Below are 19,008 nucleotides of genomic sequence, written 5' to 3'. Positions count from 1 at the left end.
GGCCGTACGGTGCCCGTTGTCGATCTTCACGGCACCGTGCGCCGCCCCTGCGGCGGGACTCCGGGGCTCAGGCCGGCGCCACCAGCAACGGCCGTGCGCGCTCCCGGAGTTCGGCGACGCGCGGCTCGTCCCCGTACGGTTCCAGGCGGTTGAGGAGGTCGCGGACGTACTCGGTGGTCCGCGCCGAGGAGATCCGTCCCGCCACCTCCACGGCGCGCACCCCGGCGGCGCAGGCGGCGTCGAGGTTGCCCGACTCCAGTTCGGCGACGGCCGAGACGACGAGGCGCAGGCCGTGCGAGCGGACGAACTCCTCCGTCGGCCGGGAGAGCGCCTTCTCGGTGAACCGCCGCACCTGTCGGGGCGCCTTGAGGTCGCGATAGCACTCGGCGGCGTCGGCCGCGAGGCGGTCGTACGAGTAGAAGTCGAGCCAAGAGGGGTCGGCGTCGCCCTCGCGCGAGCGCTCCAGCCACCCCTCGGCCGAGGCGAGCGAGGCGGCGCACGCGTGCGCGTCCCCCGCCTTGGCGTGCGCGCGCGCCTCCACCAACCGGAAGAAGCTCATCGAACGCGCCGTCGCCAGGCCGCGGTTGCGCTCCAGCGCCGCCTGCGCCAGGTCCACGCCCTCGTCGGCGAAGCCCCGGTAGGTGGCCTGGAGCGACATGGAGGCGAGGACGTATCCGCCGAGCGGGACGTCGGCCGCCGCCCTCGCGAGCCGCAGCGACTGGATGTAGTACCGCTGTGCGGCCTCCTGTTGACCCGTGTCGAAGGCCATCCAGCCGGCGAGGCGGGTGAGTTCGGCGGTCGCGCCGAAGAGCGAGCGGCCGACCTCGTCCGTGTAGGCGCCGAGCAGGAGCGGGGCCGCGTCCACCCGGAGGCACTCCGGCACCATCGACGAACGCCAGTCCCCGCCGCCGTACTTGGAGTCCCAGCGGCGCGCCTCCTCGGCGGCGTCCCTGAGCTTCGAGACGTCGCTGTGGCCGACGCGGAGCGGGACGGGGACCTCGTCGCCCTCGCGCGCCTCCCTGGTGCTCTGCTCGTGGTCGGGGGCGCCGCGGTGGTCGCGTGCCGTCTGCTCGTCTCTCGCGACGGAGCTGTCGGCCGGGGTTATGAGCCAGCGGGCGGCGGGCGTCGCGTAGGCGCTGACGGCGAAGGAGCCGGCGAGCGTCTGCCAGATGCCGCCACCGCCGCGGCGGCCCGCGAGATCGAGGCGGTAGAGGTCGGTCGCCGACTTCACGGCGGCCCTGACGTCCCGCGGGAAGGCGAGGCCGACCTCGGGCGTGGGGTCGGCGTCGGCGAGGCCGATCTCGTGGAGCGGGACGGGGCGGCCGAGCTTGCTGCCGATCGCCGCGGCGATCAGATGGGGCGCCGCGCCCTGCGGAACCATCCCCTTCGACACCCATCGCGCGACGGAGGTCTTGTCGTACCGGAGCGTCAACCCCCGCTGCGTACCGAGGTCGTTGACCCTCCTGGCGAGACCGGCGTTGCTGATCCCTGCGAGGGCGAGAACGGTGCCGAGTTTTTCGTTCGGCCCGCGTGACTCCCTGGACATGCGCACCCCTGACACACACCGACGGCCGTCCCGCGGTAACTGTGCGGGACGCTCTCCCCTTGCCTACGCACCGGCGGCACCGCTGCGTGCGGGGACGGACGCGGAGCGTATGCGGAACGGGCCGCACAGCCGCCGTGCCAGTTCCCCCCCAACGCCTCCGGCTCCCGATCGCCTGGCGGGCGACGGGCTCCGGTCGGTCCGGTGTCCTCAGACCGGTCACCGGGCCGGTGCGTGAACCTCTGACAAACCCTGCCCACACAGCGTAGTTCGCCGAATCCCGACCGTTAAGGGGCCGCTCCCCGGATGGCGAGATCTGTTGCAGTCCCGGCTCCTCCGGAGCGGCACGGGTGTACGTGCGCCGGTCACGTGCCACCGCGGCGACGTACGCCGGCGCCCGTCCAAAAACGTGTGCGGAGCGGACGCCTCCCCGTGCTCCGTGCGTGTGGCCGTGCGCCCATCCATGCGCCTGCCAGGGTAGTTGGCGAGCGGGTTCGATGAGTACTGCGTGGGTCGGCCCGCTGCATCGCAGCAGTGGGCTGGGGGAAGTGCCGCCGCCTCATTCCCCGCGGGTGGCGGCAGGCCCGGGAGGCGCCGGCCTCCCGGGCCGCACCATGCAGGGGCCGTCGGCAGGCGTGTGCCGCCCACGGCCGGCCCGGGTCCCGCCGGCCCGCCACGGCCTCGCCGGGGCTTCCGTGTGCTCCTGGCGGACGCGCCTCCTGGCCGCTGTCCACGCGCCCCCTCCCGCGATCCCGACTCCCTTGCGACGGGCGAGATTTGGCCGAATGGCATCGGTCGCCCGGCCGTTGCCGGGTGGGGAGGACGCCGGTATATGCGCCCCTTGTGCCCCCGCACCGTCCGTCCGAGCCGGAAGGGGACGGACGGTCAGGCACCGCACCCCATGTGAGGTATGCGCCCCTTATGCGCCGCCCGTACGCCGCTATCGTGGCAACATAGCCGCCAGAACACGGTGTTCGGACAGCACGTACGGTCGCCGCACGGCTCGTCGGCACACGGCCGGGACCCCGTACCTTCCTGCGGGACCGCGGCCGCGTCCGACCAACGGGCCCTTGCGGCACGGGCGTTGACGGCAGAAGGCGGACGGCATGCGTTGGTTGGTGGGGTGGAGCGCCGCGGCCGCCGCCATGCCGCCGGAGGGGGCCGTCGAGCCCGTCGGCGCGCAGTTGCTCTGGGAGAAGCCGGACCCGCTCTGGGCCGTCGGTGACTGGCGGCCCGACGAGATCCGCGTCGTCGAGGCCGAACCCGGCAACCGTCTCGCCGTCCTCGGCTCCTGCGGGGCCACGGACGACGAGCTCCGCCTCGGCCTCTTCGCCGCCAGGGGAGGCGCCTTCCGCCACCTCACCGCCTGGCCGGGGAGCTACACCGCCGTCGCCTGCATCGGCCGCCGCATCACCGTCGCCGCCGACCTCGCGGGCGCGCGCCCCGTCTTTCACACCCCGTGGGCGGGGGGCACCGCCTACGCGACGGCCGCGTTGCCCCTCGCCGACCTCGTCGAGGCGCAGCTCGACATCGGGCATCTCGCTGCCCAACTCGCCTGCCCCGAGGCGCCGGAGGCGCTCGGCGACGGCACCCCGTACGCCGGTGTGCGCCGTGTGCCGCCGGGGCACGCGCTCATCGTCAGGGAGGGCGGCAGCCGCGAGATCGCCGGGTACGAGCCGAGCACCTCGCTCGTGGTCTCGGCGCCGGCCGTCGATCCCGAGGCCGCGGTCGCCGGGGTGCGGGACGCGCTCGTCGCCGCCGTCCGCACGCGGCTCACGGCGCCGCGGCATGTCTCCGAGCACGACTTCGCACCGCTCGACCCTGGCCCCGTGCCCGGCATGGGCCCCGCCGACCGCCGGGCCAGAAGGGGCGGTCCCGCCCCCGGCGTCGGCGCCGACCTCTCGGGAGGCCCGGCCTCCGGCACCCTCGCGCTGCTCGCCGCCGGCCTGCCGGGCATGCCGGGCACCGTCCACGGCACCGGCGCCGCGGAAGCAGGCGAGCGCCTCCTCGCCGTCACCTTCAACGACCTCACCCTGGGCGGACGCAGCCCTGGCGGCCACGCGGCCGAGCAGAAGGACGCCGAACTGGAGCGCGCCTACGCCCTCGCGGGCAGCCCGCGCGTCCACCACCTCGTCGTCACCGCGGGCGAAGAGGCCCTGCCCTACGCCGATTTGGAGAGCGGCCCGCTCACCGACGAGCCGGGCCCCGCTCTCGTCACCGCCGAGCACCACCGCCACAGGCTCGCCGCCGGAAGCGCCGACCACTTCGTCGGCTTCGGCGCACGGCAGGTGCTCGACGCCCACCCGGCCCGCCTCGCCGACCTCCTGCTCGACCGGCGGAGGCGCCACCTGCTGCGGCCGGTCGCGGCGCTCGCACAGGCGGAGGAGCCCCCCGCCGGCCGCTCGCTGGGCGTCCCCTTCGCCATCTACCGGGCCGCACGCCGACTCGCCCGCACTCCCTACCGCGACGGCGTCGAAGAGGCAGCGGCGAGGCTGCGCGCCGGAACGTTCGGTCAGGCCGCGGCCGCCGCCTCCGACAGCGCCGTCGACGCCTCGCTCGCCGCCCTCACCTGGTGCCGCCCGGGGCCCGCGGCCCGCTGGCTCACCGGCGAGGCCCTCGCCGAAGTGGCCCTCCGGCTCGACGCGGCAGCGGCCTCGCGCCCCACGATCGAACGCCCGGGGGAGCGCCGCTCCCGCGCCGCGCTCGCCCGTCGAGCCGCCGACCACCGCGTCCTCGAACAGGCGGCGGAGATCCGTAACCAGCGTCTCCACGCGCCCTTCTACGACAACCAGGTCGTCCGCGCGGCCCGCGCCCTCCCCGAGGCGCTCCGCGTCAAACCGGGTGCCCGCGCCGCCGTCCTCCGCGCAGCCCTCGCCGGCGCCGGCGTGCACGACCTCCCGGCCGGCTGGGGCGCGCCCTCGCACTCGACGCAGACGGCGGCAGCCAAGAAGGGAGTGCGCCTCGCAGCCCCCGAACTCCTCGACCTCTTCCGCGCTCCCCTCCTCGCCGACGCCGGCCTCATCGAGGCCCGCACGGTCCGAAAAGCGATCAGGGACGCGGCCGAGGGCGCCCGCCTCCCCCTCGACGGCCTCGCCGACCTCGTCTCCACCGAACTGTGGCTCCGCCGCCTCCTCGCCCGCCGCGGCTCCTGCTGGACGGGCAGCGAGGCGCCCCGCCAGCGTGCGGCGGCGGGCGGCGTCACGGCGGGGCAGCAGCGGCCTGCGCTGTAGGGGCGCTTCGGAGGGGGCCGGGTGTGCCGGCGCGCTGGAGCGTGCGGCGCGTCAAGGCGTCGGCTGCGGCGTCGCGTTGGGACGGCTTGCTGTGCGGGCTTGGGCGTGCGGGCGCTGGTGGCGTGCCTGTGGTGTGTGTGAGGTGTGTCGGCGGTACGGCGTTGTGGGAGCCCGTCGCGGGGTCGGTGAGTGAGTGCGCGCGTGCGGGCACGCATGTGTGGAGCGTGCGGCTCGTCGAGGCGTTGATCGTGGTACTGCGTCAGGGCGGCACCGTGTGGGGTTGTGCGTGCACACGCCGGTGGGCGCGCGTGCGTGTACCGGCGCTTGGTGCGGTGGGGTTGCCGAATACGTCGGTTGCGGGTCTCCGTTGGGAAGTGTCGTGCGTGCCCGGGCCGGTCGGTCCCGGTGAGAGTGTGCGTATCGGCAGCGTGCGGCTCGGCGAGGTATTGGCCGTAGCGTCGCCTTGAAGCGGCTGCATGTGAGCGTGGTGGATGCGGGTGAGTGCCTGGGGTGCGCGCCCCTCGGTGCCTGCGGGGCGTCGGCGCTTGGAATGTTGGCCTTGCCAACGTGTCCCTTCCGGCTTCCCGTTGGGGTAGCACGGTGTGGCGCCATGCGTGCCGGCGTGTGCGTGTGGGGGCTTCGGGGCGTCGAAGGCGTTGGGCCGGCACCGTGCGGCGCTGTGCGGGCCGGCGAACGCGCGCTGCGTGCGGTCATGCGTTGCCCGCAGCACCCGCCTCGCCAACACGTCGGTCACGGCGCCCCGTCGGGGAGACATGATGCGGCCCCTTGCGTCCCCCGCTCCGGTGTCGACGGATGCGCGCAGGGCGCTCCCAGACGGCGGCGGCCGTGCACCCGGCAGCGGTGACGGCGGGTGGAGCCGGAGGCGTCCGCCTGCGGTACGGAGAAAAGGCGTGGGGGATTGTCAGACCCCGTGGCAACAATGTGGTGGTGCAGTACCAAATCCTCGGACCCGCCCGGGTCCACGACGCGCAGGGGCGCCCGTTGCCGCTCGGGGGCCGGCGGCTGCGTGCGCTGTTCGTTGCGCTGGCGCTGCGTGCGGGCTCCGAAGTACCGGTGACCGTGGACGAGTTGGTCGGCGAGGTGTGGCCGTGGACGGAGGAGCTTCCCACGGACGCGCCCGCCGCGCTCCAGGCGCTCGTCGGCCGACTGCGCCGGGCGCTCGGCCGGGCGGCGATCGAGTCGGCCCCGGGCGGCTACCGTCTCGTCGCCGACCCGGAACACGTCGACCTCCACCGCTTCCGCCGGCTCGCGGCAGCGGGCGAGGAGGCTCTGGCACGCGGCGCACCGCAGCGCGCCGTCGAGTTGCTCCGCGAGGCCCTCGGCCTGTGGCGCGGTGGCGCGCTGGCCGACCTTCCCGACCCGGGTCAGGAGGCCCGCCACGCTGAGGCGTTGCGCCGCACCTGCAAGGAGCGGCTCCTCGGCGCCGAGGTGGCCGCCGGGCGCCCCGCCTCCGCGCTCTCCGAGCTCCGCGCGCTCGCCGAGTCCCGTCCGCTCGACGAGCCGTTGCAGCTCCTCTTCCTCCGCGCGCTCCGCGAGAGCGGCCGCACGGCCGAGGCCCTCACCGAGTACGACACCGTGCGCCGGCGGATAGGCGCCCGTCTCGGCGTGGTCCCGGGCCCGGAACTGCGCGCGCTGCACGCCGAGTTGCTCCGCTCCGGCGAGCGACCGGCCCCGTCCGCCGGAACCGAGCCCGGCTCGGAGGAAGGCGGACACCTCCCCGCCCGGCTCGCGCAACCGTCCGCCCCCGCGGAACCCCGACCCCCGCACCGGGGCAACGTGCCTGCGCGCCTCACCAGTTTCGTCGGCCGCACGCACGAGCTCGACGCGCTCGGCACCGCCCTCGCCGAACACCGCCTCGTCACGCTCACGGGACCCGGTGGCTCGGGCAAGACCCGCCTCGCCGAGCACTTCGCCGGCGCACCGTCACCGTCCGACCCGAAGTTCCCCGACGGCGCTTGGCTCGTCCCGCTGGCACCGCTCGACCACCCCGCCTCCGTCCCCGGCGCCGTCCTCGACGCGCTGGGCCGCCGCGACACCGCCCTCTTCGCCTCCGCCCCCGTCGAGGGCGGCGCCGCCCCGCCCCGCCACCCGCCCGACGAGGCCGCCACCCGCCTCCTCGACCACTGCCGCGACCGCCGCCTCCTGCTCGTCCTCGACAACTGCGAGCACCTGGTGTCGGCGGTCGCGGCGCTCGCCGAGACGCTTCTCGCCGAGTGCCCGTACCTCACCGTCCTCGCGACGAGCCGCGAACCGCTCGGTGTCGCGGGCGAAGCGGTACGCCCCGTCGAGCCCCTGCCACCCTCCGCCGCCCGCCGGCTCTTCGACGACCGCGCCCGCGCCGTCACCCCCGCGCACCGACCCGAAGCACACCGGGAGGCGACCGCCGAGATCTGCGCCAGGCTCGACGGCCTCCCCCTGGCGATCGAGCTCGCCGCCGCCCGGCTCCGCACCCTCGCGCCGGAAGAGATCGCCGCCCGGCTCGACGACCGCTTCCGCCTCCTCGCCCGCGGCAGCCGCAACGTCTTGCCGCGCCAGCAGGCCCTCCGCGCCGTCGTCGACTGGTCCTGGGAGCTCCTCGACGCCCGCGAACGCACCCTCCTCGCACGCCTCTCGGTCTTCGCCGGGGGCTGCACGCTGGAGGCGGCCGAGGCGGTGTGCGGAGCGGGGTCACTGCCGTCTTCGGAGGTCCTCGACGTCCTCGGCGCCCTCGTCGACAAGTCCCTCGTCGTCGCCGACCGCACCTCTGCCTCCGGCACCCGCTTCCGCCTGCTGGAAACCATCCGCGCCTACGCGCGTGAACGCGCCGCCGAGGACCGCTCCGACCTCGCCGCCACCCGGCGCCGCCACACCACGCAGGTCGTGGAGTTCGCCGCGAGGGCGGCGCCGTTCCTCTGCACCGGCGCTCAGGTGGAGTGGCTCGCGCGCCTGGAGGCCGAGCTCGACGACATCAGGGCCGTCGCGCACCGCTGCGTCGAGAGACGGGACACCGAGTCGCTCGGCGCCCTGCTCCGCTCCCTCGGCTGGTTCTGGTGGCTCCGCAACCACCATGAGGAGGGCGCCTCCTGGGCCGCCGCCCTCCTCGACCTCCTCCCCACGACTCCGGCCGACGACAGTGACGTACACCTGCTCCGCGCCGAGTCGCGCATGCTCTGCTTCACCTTCCGCGCCGGGCGCTACGACCGCGCAGAACCGGCCCAACTCGCCGCACACGCGCGCACCGCGGAGCAGTTGCGGCGCGCCTTCGGCGCCTCGCCCGAGGCCACGGCGCGCTTCCCCGGACTGCTCGCGCCGCTCACCGGCTACGGCGTCGATTCCCCCGAGGCGCTGGAAAGCTCCCTCGACCGCGCGGTGGCGAACTGCCGTACGCACGGCGGCCCCTGGGCGCTGGCCGTGACGATGGTCTGCCGCGCCTACCTCCACACCGAACTGCCGGGCAGCCTCCCCAGGATCACCGCGGACCTCCCCGAGATGGAGTCCCTCGCCGAGTCCACGGGCGACCGCTGGCTCCTCTCGCAGATCTGCGGCCTCCGCGCCGAACTCGCCGTCCGCCGCGGCGCGTACGGCGAAGCCCGCGCCGAGTGCGAGACGGCGCTGCGCTACGCCAGGCAACTCGGCGCCCACACGGAGGTCCCGCTGCTCCTCGCCCGTATCGCCGAGATCTGGTATCGCCAGGGCGACCGCATGCGGGCGCAGCGCCTCGCCGACAGCGCCTTGGAGGAGGCGGCGCACCTCGGCGTCGCCGACACCCGGGCGTACGTCCTCCACCTCAGCAGCCTCCTCGCGCTGGAGCGCGGCGAGACGCAGCGCGCAAGGGACCTGCACACCCGCAGCATCACGTGCACACGGGCCGGGACACCGACGCTGCACGTCCTCGTCGACATGGTCGGCGCGCGCATCTCGGCGGCCGAGGGCCCGGACCGCCGGTACCGCGCCGTCCACGAGATCACCGAAGCGCTCCGCCGCGCACTCGCCGTCGCCTCCGACGACGCGCTCCTCGCCCGTCTCGTCCTCGCGGCCGCCGCCGTCACCCTCGCCGCCGGCAGCCCGAGCCGCGCCGTGCGCTTCGCCGACGCCGCCGATCACCTGCGCGGCGAACTCCCGCCGACGGCACCGGAGAAGGCGCTCGCCCACCGCATCCGCCGCCGGTCCCCCGGCGCCCCGCGCCCGCGCGACAGCCCGCTCGACGCGGCCGAGGTCCTCGCCTCGCTCGACGCCTGGCTCAGCGAGGCCGCGGGGTGACGCCTACGCGCAACTGATCCGCGCGTCGGCCCAGTCGGCGAGGGCCAGCCGGTCGAGGGGGCGCTCCGGGTCCACGGACAGCCGCAGCGACTCCACGCCCTCCAACGGCACCCGCACGGCGGCCGGTCGGCTCCCGTTCCGCACCGTCTCCGAGCGCCAGAGCTCGCGTCCGTCCCCGTGCACGGTGAACTGCGCGGCCCGTTGACCCGGCGAGAGGTCGTCGATACCGGCGAGCGCGGCGAAGCTGACGCAGCTCCGGTTGAGGTCGATCGTCACGGAGGAGGGGAGGTGCACCGAGATCCCGGTGGCGTAGGAGACCCCCGCGAGCCGCAGACCGGTGCGCTGCCATGCCCAACTACCCGGCTGGGTGCGGATGGTGGGGTCCGTTGCCTCGCCCGGTGTGAAGTCGTAGTCGAGTCGGCCCAGATGGTAGTCGGTGGGCGGTGGCGGCGGTGGGCTGCTCGGCGGGGGAGACGGCGTCTCGCTCGGGGGAGCCGGCGGAGGGGGAGCGGGGCGCTTGCTCGGCGTCGGATTCGGCTGCGGGCTCGTCTTCGTGGGGAAGGGGCTCGGTGCCTTCTTCGTCGGCGTCGGCTGCTGCGCCGGTTCCGGGGTCGGCTTCGGCTTCGGCTTCGGCGGGACCGGCGCGGGCGGACCGGGCTCCTCCGGCTCGGCCGAGGGCTTCTGGGGCGCCGCCACCGGGGGCTGGGCCTGCGACCGCGGTTTCGGCTCGCCTCCGCCGCCGACCAACGCGTACGCCACAGCCGCTACGGCCGCGACGAGCCCGAGCCCCAGTCCGACCTTCGCCGGCGTCCCGAGCCCCTCCGACGCGGCACCTCCTGCCCCCGAACTCGCCGCGGCGCCACCCGCGGCAGCGCTGCCTGCCGCGGTGCCTCCCGCGACCAGGGCGCCGAACGCCTTGGCACCGCCCGCGGTGGCGAACCATCCCACCAGCGCCACCGGCACCAGGACCCGGATGTGCTGGTTGAGGTCCTTCACTTCCAGCGCCGCTTTCCGGCACTCGGCGCACTCGTCGAGGTGCCGCAGCAGCCCGCGTTCGGCCCGCAGGCGCAGGCCACCGCGCGCGTAGGCGCCGAGCCTGTCCGCGTACCGGGCGCAGTCGGCGCTTCCCGTACGCGCGCTGCTGACGTGGGCCTGGAGATACGCCTGCTTGAGGTTCTCCCTCGCACGGTGCGCGGCCGTCGCCGTCGCACCCTTCGACTTGCCCAGCAGCGGCGCCACGTCCTGCGGCTTCGCGCCCTCCACCGCCGTGTGCCAGAGCACCATCTGGTCGTGCTCCGAGAGGCTGCGGAACGCGCGTACGACGAGGGTCTGTTCGGCCTCGTGCATCGCTCGCACGTCGGCGCCCGGATCGGTGGCGCCCTCGACGCCCCCGCGCGACTCCTCGGCGGTCTCCGCGAAGACGGCGAAGTCCTCGACGAGCTGCTCCCGCCTGCTGGTCCTCGCCCACGCCGCCGCGGTGTGCCGCACGGAGGTCATCAGGTAGGCGCGCACCGCCGACTGCGGCCCTTTGCCGCCCCGCACTGCCTGCAACGTACGGGCGAAGACTTCGTTGGCGAGGTCCTCCGCCGTGTCCGCGTCCCGACAGCAGGTACGCGCGTACCTGCGGACGGGCGCGACGTGCCGCCGGTAGAGCGCGTCGTACGCGGCAGCGTCACCCTCCCGCATCCTCGCGACGAGCTCGGCGTCCGACTGCCCCGCCGTCGCCTGCGGCCTCCTGCCGCGCTGCTTCGGCACGCCCTTGCCGTGCGGGGGCGGCGTCGCTGCGCCCGTTCCCGGGCTGGATGCTCCGCCCTGCTCGCGCTTGGGTGCGGGGGGAGCGGGCTTGCTCAACCGGTGTGCTGCTGCGGCCCGTTCGCCCTCGCCGCCGGCCCGCCCACCGGAGCCGCCGCCGTCAGCGGACCTGCCGCCGGCGGCCCGGCCTCGAACGGACTCGGCCGTAGCGGGGTTCCGGCGACGTTGACGTGGCACACCGGAACGGGACCCCTCTTCGCCGCTCTTCTCGTCCCCGCCCTGCTCGACCTCGCCCTTCGCCGCTTCGGCGCTTTCGGGCCCGGCCTCGCCGTCCGAGCTGCCCGGAGTCCGCGAGCCCGACGTTGCCGAGTCCTCCGCACCGCCGTGGCTCCGGGCACGCGGGCGGGTCCCCTGTTGTCCGACGGCGTCCGCGTCCTCCGCGGGTTCTCCTCGCTCGTCGCGACCGTCAACTCCCATGAGCCGCAACTCCCGTGTGCGTACCGTTGGTCGAACACCGCGAAAGCCTGACACAGGGCAAACGACCGAGAGTCCCCCGGATGGATCAATCACCCGTTCGTGGTTACTTTACGCGCCCCCGCATCGGGTCCTACCTCACATATGCGACCAACCCACCCCCGACTGACGCCAGTTCCACAGCATCAGCCACTCGACCCCTATGACACCTGCCACAACACGACACCTACACCGCCCAGTTGCTCGGACTCCGCAACGCACACACTCCACTCGGCAGCTTGCCGGGTGGCCGGGTACCCACGTGGCGCCCGGCGACCTGGCGACGAGGTGGCCAGGCGTCCCGCGCAGTGGCGTCCCGTTGGGCTGGCGACGCGGCGACCTGGCGACGGCGATCGGTGAGCCGCGCGGCGCCCGATGACCTGGCAGCCCAGCGTCCCGCCCCTGGTATCCGCAGCCTGATAGCACGGCGCCCGGACGCCCGGCGACGCAACGACCCTCGGAGCCCGCCCACGCCCTCCGCCCACGCACGAGGTACGTGCCACCGCTCCTGGGATGTCGCAACCGACCCCGGCGACCGGCACCCCAACTCCGCACAGGAGAGCCGCGAGCCCCGCCCCCGACCAAGCGCACGCCCGCTGACGTCAGCCGCAGCGGCCCGCCGGCGGACCCGCAAAGGCCCACCGACGAGCAGCAGGCAGCAAAGCTCAGCTCACGTGCCCACCGGATGCGCCCGCAGCCCCTCCAGCAGGATGTCGAGCAGCCGCGTGGAGGCCGCCGCCTGCTGCGCCGCATCGGGGAGCGAGGGCGCAGCCGTCGCTATCACCAAGAGGACGTCCTGGATCGTCACATCGGCTCTGAGCCCTCCGGCCCCGCGTGCCCGCTCCACCAACTTTCCGACCACGTCGAGCAGTTCGGCGGCAGCAGCGTCGTCCTCCGCTGCGGGCGCCATGCCGGGCGCCTCCGTCGCCACCGCGCCCTCCTCCGGCTCCTCCTCGGCCTCCTCGCCCTGACGGCGCTGCTGCGGCACACGGACCGCGGCCTCCCCCCAGCCCTCGGCCCGGAGTATCCGCGGCGGCAGGAGCCGCCCGGCGCCGGAGGCGACGGAGGTCCGCAGGAAACGCGAGAGCGCGGCCCAGGGCTCGTCCTCCTGTCCGAGTGCCGCGCGCGCCTGCTCGGTGAGGCGCGCGGTCTCCTCCTCTGCTATCCGCTTCACCAGCACGTCCTTGCTCGGGAAGCGCCGATACACGGTGCCGACCCCGACGCGCGCCCGCCGTGCGACGTCCTCCATCGGCGCCCCGTAACCGAGTTCGCCGAAGACCTCGCGCGCGGCGCGCAGTACGTGCTCCAGATTGCGCTGGGCGTCGACCCGCAGCGGTGCCGAACGGCCTACCGCCGTCCGCCGCTCGGCCGCCGGCCGGCCCTGCGGCGCGAGGCCGCGCCCCCCGCCGGACTCGGGCGCCTCCCGACGGACCGTCCCCGCGGCGCCGGGCGCCGGAGCGGTGGAGACGGAGCCCACGAAGACGTGGGCACGGGCCGGTTGAGCGTCGTACATCCCCTGAGTGCGCATGTGTCTAATCCCCCGATTCTGGGAGCCTCCCCCCGGAGGCACCCGATCTACTGCGCTCGGGGTGCCGGGCGCCCTGGTCGGCACATGTCGCACCCCGTAGGCACACGAACATAGTTGAGCCCGGCACGCCAGAGAAGAGGGCGGTTCCGCAGCCCCTCTCCGCTGGTTTCCCCTTGCGTGCTGAGCACCGTCTCACGCGCCTCTGACATCGCCTCGCGCACCACCGGTGAGCTGCACGAACAGGTGAGCCGGCGCACGTGGTGGTGAAAGCCGGAGCGTGCTCCCACCGGTTGTGCGGCCTGTCACGCCTGTGGACAAAGCCGGTCCGGCGGGGCGTCATTGACGGATGACCAAGGCGGTGGACGAGACGTGAGCGCAACAGCGCCGCCCGTGCGCATCCTCCTGATCGGCGCCGGCCACGTCGGCGCGACGGCAGCACGGCGCCTGAGCAGGCGCCTCGGGCCACGCCTCGCCGACCCCGCCCTCGCGCCTCGCCGCTCCCCGGCGCACGACAGGGGAGCGGCGCCCCCGGTGCACCTCACCGTCGTCAACCCGACTCCCCGCACCGTCTATCGCCCCCTCCTGCCCGAGGCCGCCGCAGGCTCCCTGCCGACGCACCACGCCGCCGCGCCGCTGCGCCGGCTCCTTCCCTCGTGCCGCATCGTCATCGGCGAGGCCGAGTCCGTCGACCACCGCCACCGCACGGCATACGTACGCACACCTGCGGACCGCTCCCCGCTCGCCCTGCGCTACGACCACCTGGTCCTTGCACCGGGCGCCGGCAGTGAGCCCCCACGCGCCCCCGGTATCGCCGAACACGCCTTCGGCACACGCGCGTTGCACGAGGTGACGGCGCTCGGCAACCACCTCGTGCACCAACTCGACCTCGCCTCCTCCACACGCGACCCCGCGGTGCGGGACGCGGCCCTCACCTTCGTCTTCGAGGGAGGCGACGCCGCAACCGTCGCGCTCCTCGCCGAACTCGCCGCGGCGGCCCGGCGATCCTGCCGCGACTTCGGCAACCTCGCCCCCGAGGAGCTCCGCTTCCTCCTCGCCGTCCCCGAGGACCGCCTCCTGCCGGAGTACGAGCCGCCGCCGGCCCGCCGCACCCTCGCCGAACTCCGCGACAACAACGTCGACGTACGCCTCGGCGCCTCCCTCGCCTCCTGCACCCCGCGCCTCGCCGTCCTCGACGACGGCACCCGCCTCCCCGCGCACACCGTCGTCCGCGCCGCTCCCACCGCGCCCCATCCCCTCCTCGTCTCGACGGACCTCCCCCGCACCCGCGACGGATTCCTCCGATGCACCCCGGCGCTCCAGCTCGACGGAGTCCGAGGCGCCTGGTCAGCCGGTGCCTCGGCCGCCCTCACGTCCCCGGAGGCACCCGCGCCCACGCCGGCGCACTCCCGGCGCCAAGGTCTGCTCTTAGCGGAGAACCTGGCGGCCGAGCTGCGCGGCGAACCCCTCGTGGACTACCGTCATACGCACGCGAGTTCGGCGATCCCGCTGGGCCCGCGTCGAGCCGTCGCGCAGTTGCAGCACCGCACCCTGAGCGGCACGACGGCCTGGCTCTGGCACCGCGGTCACCATCTGACGAAACTTCCCGCGCCCCGCGGCGTCGGTCTCGTGGCCGAGTGGACACTCGCGCTCCTCTTCCGGCGTGAGATCGTCTCCCTCAACCGCGCGCCGGAACCAGGCGGAACCCGGAACTCCCCGCCGAACAGCGGCGTCTGACGGATGGCGGCGGTCTGCGCCACACTGTGCATGTGACGATGGGTGGGTCCGCGCCTGCGAAGAGTGACCTCCTCCGCAAGGCAGGGCCGCCCAGCGGTACGCGCCGCGTCACACCGCGGTGACCTTGCCTGGACACCCCGAGCGGCGCACGCGCAGCAGGCACGACCCGACGGCGAACGACAGCGAACGAGCGAGCAACAAGGAACCGGACGACCGTGGATTTCACGCGCTGGAGCGCCCGACTGCCCGGCACACAGCGGCGCACCGCCGCCCAGTCGGCCGCGGAGGCACAGCAGCCGTCCGAGCCCTCCCCTGCCCGCACACCCGCGGAACAGGCGGACGAGACGGCATCGGACCCCGCCCCACCTGTCGTGCCGCAGGCCCGCTCCCGCCGCCGCTTCCCACCCCGCCGCCCGCCGTCCGACGCATCCCGCCGAGGCCCCGGCACCCCGTCCGCCGAGCACGCGACGCGCCGCATCGACGCGCTGCCCGTCCGCGAACTCCTCGGCCCTGTCCCGGCCCCCGCCGCGGTCGTCTACGGTCCCGAGCACCGCATCGCCTTCGTCAACGACGCCTACGAGAAGGCGTTCGGCGCCCGCCCCTCCGGTGCGGCCGCCCGCGACGCCCTCCCTGAACTCGTCGAGCTCGGCCTCCCTCCCCTCATGGACCAGGTCCTGCGCAGCGGCACTCCGCGCACGGTCAAGTCCCGCCGCGTGCAGGGTCCTCAGCGCACCGGCTACTACACCTTCACCTGCACCCCGCTCACGACGGCGGAGGAACAGGGCGTCTTGATCTTCGCCGCCGACGTCACCGACCAGGTCGAGGCAGCCGAACGCCTCCGCACGAGCGAGCGCCGCCAGCGCGAGGCCGCTGTCACTCTCCAACGCAGCCTGCTTCCCCAGGAGCTGGAGCAGCCAGACGACCTCCGCGTCGCCGCCACCTACCAGCCGGGCGGCACCGAGACCGCCGTCGGAGGGGACTGGTACGACGTCATCACGCTCGGCGCCGGACGTACGGCGCTGGTCATCGGGGACGTCATGGGCCGCGGGGTGCGGGCGGCCGCCGTGATGGGGCAACTCCGCACCGCCGTAAGGGCGTACGCCCGCCTGGACCTCCCACCGCACGAGGTGCTCCAGCTCCTCGACGGCCTCGCCGCGGAGATCGACGCCAGCCAGATCGCCACCTGCGTCTACGCCGTCCACGACCCGAACGAGGGCATCCTCAGCTTCGCCTCCGCGGGCCACCTCCCGATCCTCGTCAAGGACGAGGAGGGCGTGGTCCACCGGACGGGCGAGCCGACGGGCCCGCCCCTCGGCACCGGCGGCTGGCTTCACACCTCCGCCACCCTGCCGCTGGGCCCCGGATCCACGGCCGTCCTCTACACCGACGGCCTCGTGGAGCGCCGCGACGCCGACATCGACGTCGGCGTCGCAGCCCTGGAACGCGCCTTCGCGGCCGCCGGCGGCTCCCCCGAGATCGTCTGCAACCGCCTCATCCGCTCCCTCGGAATCACCGCCGAACACGACGACGACGTAGCCGTACTGGTCCTCCAACACCCCGCTCGCACGGGCCGGGAGGCCGAGCTCTTCCACAACGCCGCCCTGGACCTCCTCGGCGGCACGGAGGCCGCACCCCGCGCCCGCGCCTTCGCCTCGGGCGTCCTCGCCTCCTGGCGCTTCCCGGCAGAGCTCCGGGACCTCGGCGTCCTCGCCGCGAGCGAACTCGTCGCCAACTCGCTCCAGCACGGCACCCCGCCCATGCGCCTACGCCTGCGCAGAACCGACCGCCGTCTCATCGTCGAGGTCACCGACGGGGACGAGCACCTCCCGCGCCGCCGCACCCCGGAAGTGGCCGACGAGGCGGGCCGCGGGATCTCCATCGTCGCCACCATCGCCTCGTCCTGGGGTTCGCGGCGCACCCCGGGCGGGGGCAAGGCCGTCTGGTGCGAGTTCGCCCTGCCGGAGACCTGACGGCCGCGAGCCGTCTCAGGCGCTGACGGCCACCGACTCCTCGACCTCCACGGGCACCGGCCGCCCCGGCCGATCCTGCCGGTGCGTCAACCGCCGCCCCAGCACCATCGCCAGCACGCTGATCCCGAGCGAGCAGACCACCAGCATCCCGATGTAGAAGGCGTACGCACCGGCTGCGGCGAGCATCCCGCCCACCGCGGGCCCGATCGCGAGCGCCAACTGCCGCACCAGCGCGAAGGCCGAGTTGTACTGCCCCACGAGGCGGCTGGGCGCAAGGTCGGCGACGAGCGGCGCGACCGTCGGCGACAGCATCGTCTCTCCGACCCCGAAGAGCGCGTACGTCGAGATCAGCAGCGCCGTCGCCACGCCCTGCCCCCCTTCGACCAATCCGGAGGCACCGGCCGCGAGCCAGGCGAGGGTCCATATCAGCCCGACGACGGCGATGACCCGGCTCCGCCTGCGCCGCTCGACGAGCCGCAGCACCACGAACTGCGCCAGCACGATCGCCGCGGTGTTCGCCGCGAGCGCCGTCCCCAGCGTCGCCGTCGAGATCCGCGTCACCTCGACCGCGTACGCCGCGAGCCCCGACTCGAACTGCCCGTAACAGGCGAAGAAGACCACGAACCCGAGCACGCACAGCAGCACCATCGAACGGTCCCGCAGCAGCACCGCCCACCCGCTACCGGTCCGCCCCTCGGGCACCTCCTCGTCGTCGAACCCGGGCGCCGAGGGCAGCCGCACCGTGAGGAGCACCAGGAGCAGCACCATGAACATCGCCGCCTCGATCCCGAAGAGCACGAGGAACGACCCCGCGCTGTTCTCGTCGACGACGAACCCACCGATCAGCCCGCCGATCCCGAGCCCGAGGTTGTTGAGGAAGAACTGCGTGGCGAAGGCCCGCGACCGGTTCACCGTGCTCGAACACCAGACGATCATGGTCGCCAACGAGGGCTGGAGCACGGCGATCCCGCCCCCCATCAACCCGGCGGCTCCGAGAGCGGCCCCCGGCGTGGCAGCGGCAGAGAACGCCAGCGCGCCCAGCGCCGCGGCAACGGCGCCGAAGACGACCGTCACCATCGGCCCGCGTCGATCGATGACGCGTCCGGTGAACGGCAGCACCACGAGCGCGGCGGCAGCGAAGACCGCGAGCACGGCACCCGCGGTCCCGTCGCCCAGTCCCCGCACCTTGGAGGCGTACACGAAGAGGAACGGCATCGTGAAGCCGTTGCCGAACGCCGCGAGGGCGTTACCGAGTTGGATGCGGCGCAGTTGCGCGCCCATCGCCGTGGTCACACTCACCTACCCAGGAACACAGTGGTCGGTCGTACCGGTCATCGGGTCCGGAACCGTACGGACCCACACCCCACTGCGGCCCCCGCCGTGAAAACGGCGGGGGCCGCAAGAGTTCGAAGCTAAACTTCAATGTTGAAGAGTACACAGAGCAAGCCTTCAATGCGAACGCGTAGCCGTGGGATACTCCGCCTCATGTCCGAGCAGCAGCCGAGCCTCGATGAGCAGATCGCCATCTACCAGCGCGAGTACCGCGACCTCGACCCGCGAGTCGAGAAGGTGGTGAACGCCCTCAGCCGGCTGGACCGCAGGATGAACGTCGCCTACGGCCGCCAACTCGCCACCCTCGACCTCGGAAGCGCCGAGTGGGAGGTCCTCAAGGAACTCGTCATGGTCGGCGAGCCCTACCAACTGTGGCCGGGGGGCATCGCCAGACGTCTCGGCCTCACCCCAGCGGCCATGACCCACCGGATCGACCGCATGCTGGCTCAGGGACTCGTCACGCGCGAGCGCGACCCGGACAACCGAGTGCGCGTGATCATCGGGCTCACCGACACGGGCCGCGAGAAGTGGCTCCAGGTCATGCGCCGCGCCTCGGTCTTCGAGGAGGAGCTCCTCCAGGACCTCTCGGGAGACGAACGCGTACAACTCGGTGACCTCCTCACCCGCCTCCTCCGCCGCGTCGAGGACGCACAGCCCGACGCGGGCGGACGCCTCACGGACCTCGATTGAGCCCCTTCCCCCTCGCTTGACAGTGGTGGGGGTGGTCCGTAGTGTTCTCCGAGCTGCCCCGGAGGCTTTGTGTTTCGTGTGGGTGGCTCTTCTGCCGTCTGGTGGCGGTCTCTTCTGGTTGGTTTTCTCGTTTCTTTGCGGGTTTTCTGCGTGCCTTTTTTGGGTGTGTGGGGGCTGGTGGGGGAATGGGTTCCGGATTTTGTGTGGTCTGGGTGATCGACTAATGTGGGGGTCGCGTCGGAAGGCGTCCCGCCGGCCGGGTTGGTTGGATTCGGGTTCTTGCTTTTTCTTCTCTGTGTGAGGGGGAAGGGTGGGAATGGGAGTCTGATAGAGTCGGAGACACCGAGAGGGAAGCGCCCGGAGGGCCCTGGGAGGGGTTCGATGGAAGCGTTCGTTCTTTGAGAACTCAACAGCGTGCCATTTAGTCAACGCCAAGTTTGTTGATGCCCGTACCTG

General features: G+C 73.8%; 9 protein-coding genes. 5 read left to right on the top strand and 4 right to left on the bottom strand.

The features are described 5' to 3' along the window. Positions 1-67: 67 nt before the first annotated feature. Complete coding sequence (locus F603_RS0121065; RefSeq protein ID WP_019547952.1) at positions 68-1,546, bottom strand: NsdA family TPR-like regulatory protein; 1,479 nt, start codon at positions 1,544-1,546, stop codon at positions 68-70. A gap of 1,103 nt (positions 1,547-2,649) precedes the next feature. Between F603_RS0121065 and F603_RS0121060 the strand changes: the two genes are divergently transcribed. Next, complete coding sequence (locus F603_RS0121060; RefSeq protein WP_078503717.1) at positions 2,650-4,773, top strand: macrolactam cyclase family protein; 2,124 nt, start codon at positions 2,650-2,652, stop codon at positions 4,771-4,773. A gap of 948 nt (positions 4,774-5,721) precedes the next feature. Next, the gene (locus F603_RS0121055; RefSeq protein WP_245600859.1) at positions 5,722-9,033 is read left to right on the top strand and encodes an AfsR/SARP family transcriptional regulator; all 3,312 of its coding nucleotides are present in this window, start codon (positions 5,722-5,724) and stop codon (positions 9,031-9,033) included. Positions 9,034-9,036: 3 nt separating this feature from the next. On the opposite strand, the gene F603_RS36285 is transcribed toward F603_RS0121055, so the two are convergent. Continuing rightward, complete coding sequence (locus F603_RS36285) at positions 9,037-10,788, bottom strand: sigma-70 family RNA polymerase sigma factor (RefSeq protein ID WP_019547949.1); 1,752 nt, start codon at positions 10,786-10,788, stop codon at positions 9,037-9,039. 1,180 nt (positions 10,789-11,968) lie between these two features. After that, complete coding sequence (locus F603_RS0121040; protein WP_019547947.1) at positions 11,969-12,811, bottom strand: TetR/AcrR family transcriptional regulator; 843 nt, start codon at positions 12,809-12,811, stop codon at positions 11,969-11,971. A 384-nt stretch (positions 12,812-13,195) separates the two neighbouring features. Between F603_RS0121040 and F603_RS0121035 the strand changes: the two genes are divergently transcribed. Together F603_RS0121035 and F603_RS0121030 are read left to right on the top strand one after the other, a co-directional pair. Next, the gene (locus F603_RS0121035; RefSeq protein ID WP_026328604.1) at positions 13,196-14,560 is read left to right on the top strand and encodes an NAD(P)/FAD-dependent oxidoreductase; all 1,365 of its coding nucleotides are present in this window, start codon (positions 13,196-13,198) and stop codon (positions 14,558-14,560) included. 215 nt (positions 14,561-14,775) lie between these two features. Further along, positions 14,776-16,530 carry an ATP-binding SpoIIE family protein phosphatase gene (locus F603_RS0121030; RefSeq protein WP_019547945.1) on the top strand — a complete coding sequence of 585 codons (1,755 nt, stop codon included), beginning with the start codon at positions 14,776-14,778 and terminating at the stop codon, positions 16,528-16,530. 15 nt (positions 16,531-16,545) lie between these two features. Here F603_RS0121030 and F603_RS32525 read toward each other — a convergent pair whose 3' ends face one another. Next, complete coding sequence (locus tag F603_RS32525) at positions 16,546-17,811, bottom strand: MFS transporter (RefSeq protein ID WP_019547944.1); 1,266 nt, start codon at positions 17,809-17,811, stop codon at positions 16,546-16,548. A 204-nt stretch (positions 17,812-18,015) separates the two neighbouring features. Here F603_RS32525 and F603_RS0121020 point away from each other — a divergent pair, with 204 nt between their 5' ends. Continuing rightward, on the top strand, positions 18,016-18,552 hold the full coding sequence (locus tag F603_RS0121020; RefSeq protein WP_019547943.1) for a MarR family winged helix-turn-helix transcriptional regulator: 537 nt from the start codon (positions 18,016-18,018) through the stop codon (positions 18,550-18,552). The last annotated feature ends 456 nt before the right edge of the window (positions 18,553-19,008 follow it).

It is taken from the genome of Streptomyces sulphureus DSM 40104 (assembly GCF_000381025.1).
Lineage (GTDB): Bacteria > Actinomycetota > Actinomycetes > Streptomycetales > Streptomycetaceae > Streptomyces > Streptomyces sulphureus.
Note: the sequence above shows the minus strand (reverse complement) of the source record. Positions and strands in the feature narration are given on the sequence as shown.